14 protein-coding genes are annotated in these 12,436 nt (G+C 38.3%); 8 read left to right on the forward strand and 6 right to left on the reverse strand.

Annotated features, from left to right (window positions below; genetic code table 11):
- Positions 1-195 precede the first annotated feature (195 nt).
- The 6 genes from IQ236_RS26300 to IQ236_RS26325 all read left to right on the forward strand — a co-directional run bounded on the left by IQ236_RS26300 (position 196) and on the right by IQ236_RS26325 (position 5,184).
- Positions 196-957: an SGNH/GDSL hydrolase family protein gene (locus IQ236_RS26300; RefSeq protein ID WP_228041879.1), complete on the forward strand. Its 762-nt coding sequence runs from the start codon at positions 196-198 to the stop codon at positions 955-957.
- A gap of 4 nt (positions 958-961) precedes the next feature.
- Entirely contained in the window at positions 962-2,131 is a 1,170-nt protein-coding gene (gene hpxO / locus IQ236_RS26305; RefSeq protein WP_193872021.1) for an FAD-dependent urate hydroxylase HpxO, read from the forward strand.
- Positions 2,132-2,178: 47 nt separating this feature from the next.
- Entirely contained in the window at positions 2,179-2,541 is a 363-nt protein-coding gene (gene uraH, locus IQ236_RS26310) for a hydroxyisourate hydrolase (protein WP_193872030.1), read from the forward strand.
- A 2-nt stretch (positions 2,542-2,543) separates the two neighbouring features.
- A complete protein-coding gene (gene uraD / locus IQ236_RS26315; protein ID WP_228041880.1) occupies positions 2,544-3,062 on the forward strand; it encodes a 2-oxo-4-hydroxy-4-carboxy-5-ureidoimidazoline decarboxylase in 519 nt (172 codons plus the stop codon).
- A gap of 104 nt (positions 3,063-3,166) precedes the next feature.
- Positions 3,167-4,492: a guanine deaminase gene (guaD, locus tag IQ236_RS26320; RefSeq protein ID WP_193872031.1), complete on the forward strand. Its 1,326-nt coding sequence runs from the start codon at positions 3,167-3,169 to the stop codon at positions 4,490-4,492.
- A gap of 35 nt (positions 4,493-4,527) precedes the next feature.
- Positions 4,528-5,184 carry an SH3 domain-containing protein gene (locus IQ236_RS26325; RefSeq protein WP_193872033.1) on the forward strand — a complete coding sequence of 219 codons (657 nt, stop codon included), beginning with the start codon at positions 4,528-4,530 and terminating at the stop codon, positions 5,182-5,184.
- Between the two features lie 13 nt (positions 5,185-5,197).
- On the opposite strand, the gene IQ236_RS26330 is transcribed toward IQ236_RS26325, so the two are convergent.
- The 3 genes from IQ236_RS26330 to larC all read right to left on the reverse strand — a co-directional run bounded on the left by IQ236_RS26330 (position 5,198) and on the right by larC (position 8,093).
- Complete coding sequence (locus tag IQ236_RS26330; protein WP_193872035.1) at positions 5,198-5,725, reverse strand: Ycf51 family protein; 528 nt, start codon at positions 5,723-5,725, stop codon at positions 5,198-5,200.
- Between the two features lie 144 nt (positions 5,726-5,869).
- Positions 5,870-6,655 (reverse strand): slipin family protein, encoded by a 786-nt coding sequence (locus IQ236_RS26335; protein ID WP_193872038.1) that lies wholly within the window; start codon positions 6,653-6,655, stop codon positions 5,870-5,872.
- Positions 6,656-6,779: 124 nt separating this feature from the next.
- Positions 6,780-8,093, reverse strand: a complete 1,314-nt coding sequence (larC, locus tag IQ236_RS26340) for a nickel pincer cofactor biosynthesis protein LarC (RefSeq protein WP_190518357.1) — start codon at positions 8,091-8,093, stop codon at positions 6,780-6,782.
- Positions 8,094-8,161: 68 nt separating this feature from the next.
- On the opposite strand from larC, the gene IQ236_RS26345 reads away from it, so the two are divergent.
- Positions 8,162-8,827, forward strand: coding sequence for an L-threonylcarbamoyladenylate synthase (locus tag IQ236_RS26345; protein WP_190518355.1), 666 nt, complete (start codon positions 8,162-8,164; stop codon positions 8,825-8,827).
- A gap of 4 nt (positions 8,828-8,831) precedes the next feature.
- Here the strand turns inward: IQ236_RS26345 and IQ236_RS26350 are convergent, their stop codons facing one another.
- A complete protein-coding gene (locus IQ236_RS26350) occupies positions 8,832-10,439 on the reverse strand; it encodes a tetratricopeptide repeat protein (RefSeq protein WP_193872040.1) in 1,608 nt (535 codons plus the stop codon).
- A gap of 106 nt (positions 10,440-10,545) precedes the next feature.
- Positions 10,546-11,142: a hypothetical protein gene (locus IQ236_RS26355; protein ID WP_193872042.1), complete on the reverse strand. Its 597-nt coding sequence runs from the start codon at positions 11,140-11,142 to the stop codon at positions 10,546-10,548.
- A gap of 330 nt (positions 11,143-11,472) precedes the next feature.
- On the opposite strand from IQ236_RS26355, the gene IQ236_RS26360 reads away from it, so the two are divergent.
- The gene (locus IQ236_RS26360; protein WP_190518349.1) at positions 11,473-11,742 is read left to right on the forward strand and encodes an FmdB family zinc ribbon protein; all 270 of its coding nucleotides are present in this window, start codon (positions 11,473-11,475) and stop codon (positions 11,740-11,742) included.
- A gap of 13 nt (positions 11,743-11,755) precedes the next feature.
- Here IQ236_RS26360 and IQ236_RS26365 read toward each other — a convergent pair whose 3' ends face one another.
- A complete protein-coding gene (locus tag IQ236_RS26365) occupies positions 11,756-12,286 on the reverse strand; it encodes a hypothetical protein (RefSeq protein ID WP_193872044.1) in 531 nt (176 codons plus the stop codon).
- Between the last annotated feature and the right edge of the window lie 150 nt (positions 12,287-12,436).

Genomic DNA, 12,436 nt, shown 5'->3' on the forward strand with positions numbered 1-12,436 from the left:
CCCCAAACCGGGGTATTTTTTTTGCCCATTTCAGGGAAACCGATGTTAAATGTTAAATGGACGGATTAGGTTGAGTCAGTCTTGTTTAAGCAGCATTGGAATCCAGTGTTTATTCGCTCAAAAACTATTCCCCATTGGGCTTGGATATCTTTAATCAGCAATGGGTTACTCTTATTTATCATTCTGGGATTGATAATGCAGAGGCAATCTGTTTCAGGTGCAACGACATCATCGTTAACGGATGCTCTTGGGGCCACTCAGTTCCAATCAACATCGGACTCAGCTTTGCTGAATTCAGCTAGTGTCCCTCGTCATCGCTGGACGTATGAACAGTGGGTTGAACAGTTGAAGCGGGAAGCGAATGCTGTTGCAGAACGCTCACCGGAACATTTACAGATTTTAGTAGGAGATTCCTTGAGTTTGTGGTTTCCGTCTGAACTTTTACCGAGAGAACAAACTTGGTTAAATCAAGGGATTTCTGGGGAAACTTCCGCCGGATTATTAAAGCGAATTAAGTTGTTTGATATTACTCAACCGGACACTATTTTTGTCATGATTGGCATTAATGATTTAATTCGGGGAGTAGACGATACAACACTATTAAATAATTATCGAGAAATTATTCGAGATTTACGTTGGGTACATCCTGATACTCAAATCGTTGTCCAATCTATTCTTCCCCACAGTGGTAAACAGTCTAGTTGGGAAGGGCGTGACCGTTTATTAAAAATTTCCAATGAACGGATTCGGAATCTCAATCAATCGTTAAAATTAATAGCGGAGGAAGAAGGTGCTTATTATTTTAATTTACATTCCTTATTTACCGATGCTGACGGCAATTTACGACCGGAGTTAAGCACGGATGGTTTACATTTAAGTCAACAAGGTTATTTAGTTTGGAGTTCGGCTTTAAAACTCTATACTCAAATTGCCTTAGAGCCATCTTCTAATCCTTAAAGTTATGAATCATCTCAAAGTTATTATTATTGGGGCTGGAATTGGAGGATTAACCGCAGGTTTAACCCTGCGACGGGCGGGATATGCCATTGAAATTTATGAAAAAACAAACGAAATTCGTCCCGCAGGTGCCGGAATTTCACTTTGGTCAAATGGGGTTAAAGTTCTCAATAGTTTAGGGTTGGGTGATGAAGTTGCTAAAATTGGGGGACTGATGGATGTGATGGAATATCGCAGTCATCGCAATGAATTATTCAATCGAATTTCTCTACATCCGGTGATACAAACCGTCGGACAACGACCTTATCCCGTTTCCCGGACGGCATTACAATCTTTACTCTTAAAAGCGTTTAATAGCGATACGGAAACGGTTAAACTTAATGCTCAATGTATTGGAATTGAACAAGATGAACATCGAGTTACCGCCTATTTTGCTGATGGATATCAAACCAGTGGCGATGTGTTAATTGCGGCGGATGGAATTCATTCTCAGTTGCGCGATTATGTCGTTGGTCATCCGGTAGAATTGCGTTATGCTAATTATGTCAATTGGAATGGTTTAATCGAAATTCAGGAAGATTTAGGCGATAAAAATACTTGGGTCATTTATGTCGGTGAGGGTAAACGTGCCTCGATGATGCCGATAGGAAATAATCGATTTTATTATTTCTTTGGTTGTCCGATGGTAAAAGGAACTTGGGTAGAACCGGAGTATCGTCAACAGGAATTAAAACAGATTTTTGTAGGATGGCCGTTTCCAGTTCAACGCTTAATTGAACGTCTTAATCCCTATGAGTCAAATCGTTTAGAAATACATGATTTAGACCCCTTAGAAACTCTTGTTAAAGGTCGAGTTGCATTGTTAGGAGATGCGGCTCATGCTACGACTCCAACTTTAGGACAAGGGGGATGTCAAGCGATGGAAGATGCTGAAATATTATCTCGATTTTTATTAACGACTAATTTAGGCGTAGAATATGCGTTAAAACGATATGAAGCAGAGCGCAAAGAACGCACGTCTACCCTGGTTCTCAAAGCTCGAAAACGTGCAGATATGATTTATGGTAAAGACCCAGAGTTAACCCAAAAATGGTATGAACAATTGAAACAAGAAACGGAACGTGATGTTACCGATGCTTTATGCAAAACGATTCTTGGAGGGCCATTTCACTAGAAGAAAATAGATTTTTGAGACTTATTTTAACCCTTAACTTTTGTTCTATGGTTGGTAAACTTACAACTCATGTATTAGATACGGCTAACGGTCGTCCTGCGGCTAATTTAACGATTGAATTATGGCAAATTAATATAGAAACAGGAGAACGAATTCAGTTAAAAATAGTAGTCACCAATTCAGATGGAAGAACCGATAATCCCTTATTAACAGAAACAGAATTTCAAGCCGGAATTTATGAATTAGTGTTTGCGGTAGGAGACTATTTTAAAACTCAATATCAATCTCTCTCCCAACCTTTATTTTTAGATCAAATTCCGATTCGATTTGGCATCGCTGACTCCACCGCAGCCTATCATGTTCCGTTATTAGTTTCACCTTGGTCTTATAGCACCTATCGAGGGAGTTAGACATGACAAACAGCTATTCCTTATCCGCCTTAAATCAAATGAATCAAACGGAATTTATCACAGTATTAGGAGCTATTTTTGAAGCGTCTCCTTGGGTTGCTGAACAAGCTTGGTTAAAACGACCCTTTACAGATATTCAATCCTTATATCAAACAATGGTTGATATTGTTAAAAATAGTGATTCACAACAACAATTAGCTTTAATTTGCGCTCATCCTGACTTAGGAAGTAAAGCAAAAATGGCAGAAGCATCGGTTAAAGAACAAGCAGGAGTGGGGTTAAATTGTTTAACTTCTTCTGAATATGAACAATTTCATCAATTAAATGAAAGTTATAAAAATAAATTCAGTTTCCCATTTATTATTGCTGTTAAAAATCATACAAAAGCGAGTATTTTATTGGCTTTTGAACAACGGTTAAATCATTCGATAGAGGAAGAAAAAATAACCGCTTTAGCAGAAATTTATAAAATTGCTCAATTTCGTCTTTATGAAAAATTTGCTCAAACTCCACCCCCGTAGGGTGCGTAAGCACAGCGCACGCACCGTCTATCACTTCTTTGTGTCTTTGTGGTTAAATTAATCTTAACCCTTATAAAAATATCAGCCCAGACTAACCCTCAACCATGACAAACTTAAAACTTTTCCGCTCATCATTTTTAGACTTTATTGCTGATCCCTTCTATGAATCAGAAGAAAACAGTGTTCGTTATATTCCCGATGGATTATTAGTTGTAGAAGCAGGAATTATTAAAGACTTTGACCATTATAACACTTTAAAAGAAAAATATCAAGGATTTACCATTACCCATTATCCCGATTTATTAATCATGCCAGGGTTTATTGATACCCATATTCATTTTCCCCAAACCGAAATGATTGCCTCCTATGGAAAACAACTGTTAGACTGGTTAAATCAATATACTTTTCCCACAGAACGAAAATTCAGTAGTCGAGAATATGCTCAAAAAATTGCAGCCTTTTTTCTTGATGAACTCCTCAAAAATGGAACCACAACTGCCTTAGTTTTTGCCACAGTTTTTCCCCAGTCCGTTGAGGCTTTTTTTGAAGAAGCTTATCAGCGAAATTTACGGATGATTTCGGGTAAAGTCATGATGGATCGTCATGCACCAGATTATTTACAAGATACCCCAGAAACCTCTTATCAAGAAACAAAACAGTTAATACAAAATTGGCATAAAAAAGGACGTTTACTTTATGCTATTACCCCTCGATTTGCAATTACCTCCAGTCCTGAACAGTTGAAATTAGCAGGAAAATTATTAACAGAATTTCCTGATGTTTATTTACAAACCCACCTTTCAGAAAATATTCAAGAAGTTGAATTTGTAGCTGAACTATTTCCCGAAGCTCAACACTATTTAGACGTTTATGATCAAGCGGGTTTAGTCGGAGATCGTTCAATTTTTGCCCATAGTATTCATTTAAGCGACGATGAATTTAAACGGTTATCCGAGGCAAAATCGGCGATCGCATTTTGTCCAACGTCTAATTTATTCTTAGGAAGTGGACTATTTAAACTGCATCAAGCTAAATCTAAAAGTTATCCTATTAACGTGGGTTTAGGAAGCGATATTGGTGCGGGAACCAGTTTTTCCCTACTCCAAACTGCTAATGAAGCTTATAAAGTCGCCCAATTACAAAGCCAAACCTTATCCGCCTTTCAAGCCTTATTTTTAGCAACATTAGGGGGAGCAAAAGCCTTAAAATTAGATCATAAAATTGGTAACTTTGCAATAGGAAAAGAAGCAGATTTTATTGTTTTAGATTGTAATGCAACACCGTTAATGAGCTTAAAAAATCAACAAATTTTATCGAATCAAACTCAATTAGAAATAGCAGAAAAAGTCTTTACATTGATTATATTAGGAGATGATCGAGCCATTCAAGCAACATATATTATGGGAGAGATGGCATATTCAAAAAAATAGGATAAAATGAAATTAATTAGCTGACAAAGGGTGATATGAATTCGACTGCTATTGTCACAACTTACGGTGATACCCTCAATGTGCGTTCAACTCCTAATGGTGAAATTGTTGAGGTTTTACAAAATGGAACCTCGGTTACAATTAGTGGAGAGTCTGTTAATGTCGAGGGTGAAATGTGGACACCCATCGGGACAAATCGTTGGGTTGCTGCAAAATTTTTAACCCTGATTAATCCTGACATTTTAAACCTTCCAGGCTCTAAAATTGTAGCCACACAAACCCAGGAACAAATTGGAGGCGGTTTACAAGTTTATCAAACCCAATTAATCGATAATATGGGCAAAATTATTAATACTGTCCGTTGTGTTTCTGGGCGCATTGGTCTACAAATTCCCTCCGATGAACCCGGTTCTCAAACGCCTTTACCCTTTGGGATTTATACCTTTGATGCTCCGGGTGTTGTAGAAGAGGCACCCGGAGAATTTGGGGGGGTTTGGTCAGGAATTACACCCACTTTTTCTACCCAACGATTAGGGTTAGGGGTGCATTATGATCCTTCGGCTTTTTCCTATGTTTCTCAAACGGGAACATCAGGATGTTTAGCCACTCCAACTATCGAAGAACGAGAGATAATGACAACCTTTATTCTGCAATATCAACCCACCCATTTAATCGTTCAAAAGGCGGATTAAACTTGAACAGAATTTAAGAGTTAAACTGTTGTAAACGAGCCATATTTTTACTAAAAATCTGAATGTCTAGGTTATCATTTTCTCGTTCAATTACAGAACGTTTCACCTGACCTAAATAGAGGGGTTGAGACACTTCTGCATCAGGATGAACCAGAGTTCGAGCACGAATTAACAACGCTTCTTGGAATTGTCCACCTCGTCCCGGAGAATATACATCTGCCGCCGCTTGACGTAATGTGGCGTTTAATTGAGTTTCGGTAATATTAGGAGGAACGGCAATTACAATTTGTCTACCGCCATCATCAAAAACCCGGCTATAACGGACTGCGCCCGGAATTTCAACATGATAAAATAGACCTAAACTTAAGCCAAAAACCCCGACGGTTAAAACCCCTGTAAAGGCCGTGATTCCAACTAATCTAAACCGAATTCCCCATTTAAAAATAAAAGCTAAAGCCGTAATTCCGGCAAAAACTAAAGTCGCAATTCCAACCCACTTAGAAATTTCTAGCCAATCTGTTGTTGATAACGGGAAGTTCATGATGGTGATTCAAGAAAAAACGTCTAAACTTCTAGCTTAATCTTAAACGGGTTCATTTGGGATGAAAATTAATCAATCTCTCTTTAACCCTTAGATTTGTAGCCTATAGTGGTAGGGAATAGGGAATAGGGTTGAAAAACCTTTTTATTCGGTTTTCGCAGGAAGAGAAGTTTTGGATTGGGGTTTAACGGCCAAATTTTGAGCTAATGAGGTTAAATCTGAAGGAAGTACAACAATCGTTGTAGTATTATTTTCGGCGCCAATTTCCGATAACATTTGTAACCGCCTTAACTCTAAAGCTGCGGGATTTTTCATAATCAGTTGGGAGGCTTCTGCTAATTTAATTGAAGCTTCTTGTTCCGCTTCAGCTTTAATTAAACGCGCTCGTTTTTCGCGGAACGCTTCGGCTTCTTTTGCCATAGCACGTTGCATAGAAGTGGGAATTTCAACATCCTTCATTTCCACCCGTTCAATAACAATCCCCCAGGATTCTGTCATCTCATCAACAACTTCTTGAATTTTATGATTAATTTTATCTCGATTTTGTAAAACATCATCCAAACTGTTTTGACCGATGACATTCCTCAAGGTTGTTAACGCGGCTTGATAAACAGCTTTTTCATAATTTTCGACTTTAACAATTGCTTTAGATGGGTCAATTAAACGGTAATACAAAACTGCATTAACGCGAATGGTAACACTATCCGATGTAATTGTTTCTTGGGGTTCAATATCAACGGTTTTTGTTCTAATATCGACTTGAACTTTTTGATCAATGGCGGGAATAATCCAATATAAACCCGGCCCTTTCACCGCCTGTACTCGCCCTAATCTGAAAACAACCCCCCGTTGATATTCTCGATCTAATTTAAACCCTGCAATTGTTAAATAAGTCAGTAGAATAAAAGCAGATCCAAACAGATAACTCATGATTTTGGCTCTCCAATGCTAATTCTAGTATAAAGAGCAACAGAAATTAAGCTTAAATTCTTAATAAATTTTTAGGATAAGACATAGAAGCTTAATTATTGATCTCTCTTCTCTATTCGCAATTTTAAGGCAAATTATACCAACTTTGTAAGGCTAATCGATGGACTTCTAACCAACTAATTTTATGTTGTTTAGCCAGTTTGGCACAATCTTCATATTCCGGTTGAACATTCGTAATCTTTTCTCCCGAAAACCCGACCTTAATGCGAACAACACCATAAGGAGTTTGAACCGTTTGAATATCCCGTTTGAGAATACTGCGATTTTGCAGGGTATAACGAATTCCTAAAGTTGTCGTTTCTCGAAATAATATCGCTTCACAAGCTTGACGGTCTTCGGGGTGACAAATAATCGTCAATAAAACTCCTAAACGAGACTTTTTCATGGTAATGGGTTGACTAAAAACGTCAATTGCTCCCGCTTGAAATAATAACTCAAACGTATAAGAAATCACTTGAGGACTTAAATCATCAATTTGAGTTTTTAAGACCGCAATTGTCTCCGAAATTGTTTGAATTTCTGGATTACTTTTTGAATCCATATCAGGATTATAAAGGTGATTGTGTTCTCCAATCCAAAGCCGTAAAATATTAGGAATGGGAAAATCATGAGAACCCGCCCCTAAGCCAATTGTTTGAATCGATAAAGCTGGAGGTTCTCCAAAATATTCAACTAAAGTCACCATAATAGCAGCACCCGTTGGTGTAACTAATTCTCGTTCAATTCCATTGCTATAAACCGGAACTTTCCCCAGTTCAAATAACTTTAAAACCGCCGGAGCCGGAACGGGCAATTGACCATGAGCCGCCCAAACCGTCCCTCCTCCTGTGGGTAATTTTGAGCAGTAAAATTGATCAATATTCAACCAATCTAAACCCAAACAAGTTCCCACAATATCCACAATGGCATCCGTCGCCCCCACTTCATGAAAATGCACCTCTTCTAAGGGAATGCCATGAACAGCCGCCTCTGCTTCTGCTAATTTCCGAAAAATTGCTAAACTCCAAACTTCTACCTGTTTCGGTAATTTCCCTTTAAGAATAATATCTTCAATATCGGATAAATGACGGGTGGGGCTGAGGTTATGGGTGGGATGAATTTCATCTTGATGCAGATGATTGTGAGCCTGATCCTGATTATGATGGGAATGGATGTTTTTTGGGGAGGGTTGCTGTTGAGTTAAATTAACGGAAACTTTAGTAGCCAACTGTCCTTGACGACGAACAGATTTGACTTTAAACTGATATTCCGCCCCAATTCCCAGTAAATCTAACTTTTCCTTTAAATAATCGATGGGAACCCCGGCATGAACTAAAGCCCCTAGGCACATATCCCCAGAAATCCCAGTGGGACATTGAAAATAAGCAATTTTAGCCATAATTTGTCGTTAGTCTGTTAGTCTTAAAATCACTATAAAATTTATTCTCTAAAATACAACATTTGACTATGGCAATTCTCTACGAACTTCACCCCCAAAACCCTCAAGAACGTACCCTAGAAAAAATCAAAGAGGCCCTCAAGGATGGCGCGTTGATGCTATATCCGACGGATACGGTCTATGCCATTGGCTGTGATTTAACCGTTAAGTCGGCCATTGAACGAGTCCGACGCATTAAGCAACTCTCCAATGATAAACCCTTGACCTTCCTCTGTTCGTCCTTATCGAATATTACTGATTATGCCATTGTCAGTGACTCAGCTTATCGGTTAATTAAACGCTTAATTCCAGGGACATACACGTTTTTATTACCGGCGACTAAATTAGTTCCTAAATTAGTCATGTCTCCCAAACGCAAGACCACCGGAATTCGAGTTCCCAATCATCAAGCGTGTTTATCCATTATTGAAACTTTAGGAAATCCGATTATTTCCACCTCTGCCCATATTACCACAGAAGAAGAAGGTCAAGCTCCGATCGCATTGCCCATAGAAGGTCAAATTGATAAAGCCAAATTGTACGATAGTTTAGGAAAATTAGTTGATATTATTGTTGATGATACCTCAGATCCAGGTTATCAAGTTTCAACAATTATTGATTTAACCGCCGATGAACCTGTTATTGTTAGAAAAGGTCAAGGATGGGAAGAAGCGCAAGAATGGTTTGAAGCATAAAAGCTTAAACCGTTTTTTGCAGGATTAACTGATAGCCTTGATGTAAAATTTTTGCAGGTTGGGAGAGGCTATTCAAAAACTGATCAATGCCTTGATGAGTATCTTCTTCGGGATGTTCAGGATCTCGATATTCGTAATCATCAAAAATCATGATTCCTTCCGGTTTCAGTAATTGCCAAGATAGTAACGCATCTTGCAAGACTACTGAGGCTAAATGACAGCCATCAATATAAACAAAATCGTAGGTATGAGGGGAAAGAGTTGGTAATATGTCTTGAGAATATCCCTCTAATTTAATTACTTTTTCCGATGCTCCAGTTTTAACGATATTTTGATCAAATTCTGGTTTAAAACTTAAGTCTATACACGTCATTTTTGCCGTTGGATGGGTTAAAATCTGATCCAGTAACCAACAAGCAGACATCCCTTGAAAACTGCCAATTTCTAAGCCTTGAATCTGGGGAAGATCAGCGAAAGCACGGAGAGCTTTATCCCAGTTCGGAATATTCACGCTAAACCAATCTTTGGTAAAGTGATAATTCTTCTCAATGCTGGCAGTCCATCCCCTTAATTGATGGGATTTCTGATGACATTGAATCGATCTTTCAAGTTCCCCAATTTCTGATAAAAAGTTCCCTAAATGGGTATGAGAATGGGGTAAATTCAGGTTTATATTTAGGGCTTTTTCTGAAACGGCGATCGCTTCTTCCCATTGTTTTGTAAAACTATAAGCTCGACTTAAAGATAAATAGATAAATGGGTTCTTATCTTCTAATTTTAGAGCCTCTTGGTAAAAGGCGATCGCTATATCCCATTGTTGTAATTTAAACTTAATTTCTGCAATTTGAAAATAAGGTAAATAGGCCGTCGGATTTAAGGCAATCACACGCTGATAAGCTTGAATTGCATTTTCCCATTTGCCTAATAGTTTATTAATATTCCCCAACGCCATATAAGGGGGGAAAAATTGATCATTTCTTTCAACGGCTTGACTATAAGCTTGAATTGCATTGTCCCATTGTTGCAGTTGATAATAAGCTTCTCCTAGGTTATGATACGCTTCATATCCCTGGGGGTTAGATTGAATGGCATTCTGATAACAAAAAATTGCCTTGTTAATTTCCTGTTTTTGAAACAGTCGATTTCCTAAGACTAAATGTTCAGAAAATAGTCCTAAACTGGGTTCTAAATGAAACGCTTTATACCAAAAAATATCCGCTTCATCGAGTTGATTCACTTGAGTAAGAGCCTTTGCTAAATTTCGATGAATAACGGCTATATTAGGATTACATTGAATCGATTTTTGATAATTTAAAATTGCGGTTTCCCAATCTTTTTTGTTAGCAAAAATATCTCCTAAATTTCCATAAACTTCTGCATAATCCGGCTTTAATTTTAAAGCTTTTTGATACCAAAATTCAGCCTGTTCAAAATCTCCTTGAACTTGCCAAATTACCCCTAATGTTTTACAAATCGGTGCATACTCTGGATCTATATTCAGTGCCGCCAAACACACAGACAGCGCTTCATCAACTTGTTGATGTGCTAAATGATAATTTGCCTGTTGATACAAATATTTAACAAAATTCTTGGGATTTAAAGATGAGTCCATTCGATCAAAATCGGGTGTCGGGTGTGTGGAACAGGCATCTTGCCTGTTAACTAGGGTATCGGGTATCGGGTGTTAACTGTTAACAGCCAACACCTTTAAAAAGCCTTTAACCTAAGCGATGATTACTTTCCATTTGTACAGTCGTTTCTTCAGGAGAAGGAGAAGCTAATAAAGGACTATTTTTAGGTTTAAGTACCGCTTGAATTGTTCTTAAAAAACGATTCGGTTTAGCCGCTTGACCATTTAATAATTGACGTTCTTTAACTTTTTTTGCCAAATGTCGCATCACGGATAAATCTAATTCATCAATAAAATGATCCGCAATGCGTTCCCCCATCAATTCAATCGCTTCGGAATACTGTTCCATTAATGACTCTAAAGCTTGGGAGGCTTCTGTTGTAATTTCATCAGGAACCGGATTTTGCTGAACAATAGCAGGTTCCGCTTCTACACTCGATTGTACCCGATGGAGGCGATGATTTAAGAAATTTTGATATTCATCAACGGTCATTCCTAAATTATAAACATGATGATGAACATGATCAATTAAATCCACTTCTGAAGGAGTAAATAAACCATCCTGCTTATAAATTCCGTGCAAACTTGCCCAAGTTTTTAAAGTATTAGCATCATGAAGTTGATAACGATCTAACAGTTGAGTAGTTGTCATATTAGTTTCAGGAGTTGGTTTAAAATCACTCATCGATACATCCTCATCAGAATAGGTTAGAGTCAGAAAATTTTAATATAAACTCAATTTTATAGTGTTAGGAAACTTAAAACCCCCGTCAAATTCATAATTTTTTTAGTCAGCCTCGAAGCCAAGTGTATTTTTTCTTCTTGATCACGATAGAGGATGAGATGTTGTTGAGCAAATGAATGGAAATCACAACCTCAACTTCCGTATTATCTCTGATTTTGGTAAAATTGCATCCGGTTTGGGTCTTGCCTTTTTTTGGGGGGGTGAAACTTTGAGCAAAACCCTCCATAATAGAGATATCAATCGTCACCCACTGTGATAGAAAGCCTTGCTATGCCAATCTACGATTATTTCTGTCCAAGCAACAACCAAACGATAGAAGTGATGCACTCCTATAGCCGGGAGATCAAAACCTGGGGTGAACTTTGCCAGTTGGCCCAGTGTGCCCTAGGAGAAACCCCTGAAGATGCTCCTGTGCGCCGTGTCATCAGTGCACCGATGCTTTCAGTTCCCACCTCTAATTCCGATTATAAAAACGCTGGGTTTACGAAATTAGTCAAACGAGACAAAGGAGTCTATGAAAATGTCACCGCATCCGATTAATAGTAGTCCCTAATCAATCTTTCTTTTTTTCTTGAGTTTTATCACCCATAAATCCCTTTAACTTCCTGTAAAAATCAGGATGTTTAAGGGATAATTTATCCGTTTCATGGGTTTCTAATTCGGAATTGATTTCTGGTTTAATATCTTTTTCTATTGTTTTTTCTTGGGTTTCCTGAGTCGGTAATGATTCGGAATTTTGACTCCTCAGTAATAAATTTTGGGGAAAGCGATGACAAATTAAACGCTCAAAATCAGAGGTAAAATGATAAATCGCTTGTCCCCGACGTTGCCAATAAATTAAGATTTGTTGTACAGAAATCGCTTTATAACGTCCTTGATATAGTGCTTCTAGGATTGCCAAAAACACCCAAGAAGCTTCATATTGTTCTAGCCACTCAGCCGCAATTTGTTCAGAAGTCTGATCCGATAAATCAAAACCATAATACTTCAGTAACGCCGAAGCTTCCACCGAGGTCTGGTTCAAGGTTTCGGCTTGGGTTGGGTGGTCTTCCCTATCCGGGAACGGAAATTCTAAAGCAAACACAGCAATCACCTCCTGGGGACAATCAGTTATCAGTGTAGAGACGCGCCATGGCGCGTCTGTACCAGTTATCAGTGTAGAGACGTGCCATGGCGCGTCTGTACCAGTTGTCAGTTGTCAGTTTAGAAACTTACCATAGCGCCTCTCTACTGA

Source organism: Planktothrix mougeotii LEGE 06226 (genome assembly GCF_015207485.1).
In the GTDB taxonomy this organism is placed as follows: Bacteria; Cyanobacteriota; Cyanobacteriia; order Cyanobacteriales; family Microcoleaceae; genus Planktothrix.

Excerpts from the sequence above, each read along its gene's own strand:
- IQ236_RS26300 (WP_228041879.1), top strand. The coding sequence starts at position 196 with ATGCAGAGGCAATCTGTTTCAGGTGCAACGACATCATCGTTAACGGAT.
- hpxO (WP_193872021.1), top strand. The coding sequence starts at position 962 with ATGAATCATCTCAAAGTTATTATTATTGGGGCTGGAATTGGAGGATTA.
- uraH (WP_193872030.1), top strand. The coding sequence starts at position 2,179 with ATGGTTGGTAAACTTACAACTCATGTATTAGATACGGCTAACGGTCGT.
- uraD (WP_228041880.1), top strand. The coding sequence starts at position 2,544 with ATGACAAACAGCTATTCCTTATCCGCCTTAAATCAAATGAATCAAACG.
- guaD (WP_193872031.1), top strand. The coding sequence starts at position 3,167 with ATGACAAACTTAAAACTTTTCCGCTCATCATTTTTAGACTTTATTGCT.
- IQ236_RS26325 (WP_193872033.1), top strand. The coding sequence starts at position 4,528 with ATGAATTCGACTGCTATTGTCACAACTTACGGTGATACCCTCAATGTG.
- IQ236_RS26330 (WP_193872035.1), bottom strand. The coding sequence starts at position 5,725 with ATGAACTTCCCGTTATCAACAACAGATTGGCTAGAAATTTCTAAGTGG.
- IQ236_RS26335 (WP_193872038.1), bottom strand. The coding sequence starts at position 6,655 with ATGAGTTATCTGTTTGGATCTGCTTTTATTCTACTGACTTATTTAACA.
- larC (WP_190518357.1), bottom strand. The coding sequence starts at position 8,093 with ATGGCTAAAATTGCTTATTTTCAATGTCCCACTGGGATTTCTGGGGAT.
- IQ236_RS26345 (WP_190518355.1), top strand. The coding sequence starts at position 8,162 with ATGGCAATTCTCTACGAACTTCACCCCCAAAACCCTCAAGAACGTACC.
- IQ236_RS26350 (WP_193872040.1), bottom strand. The coding sequence starts at position 10,439 with ATGGACTCATCTTTAAATCCCAAGAATTTTGTTAAATATTTGTATCAA.
- IQ236_RS26355 (WP_193872042.1), bottom strand. The coding sequence starts at position 11,142 with ATGAGTGATTTTAAACCAACTCCTGAAACTAATATGACAACTACTCAA.
- IQ236_RS26360 (WP_190518349.1), top strand. The coding sequence starts at position 11,473 with ATGCCAATCTACGATTATTTCTGTCCAAGCAACAACCAAACGATAGAA.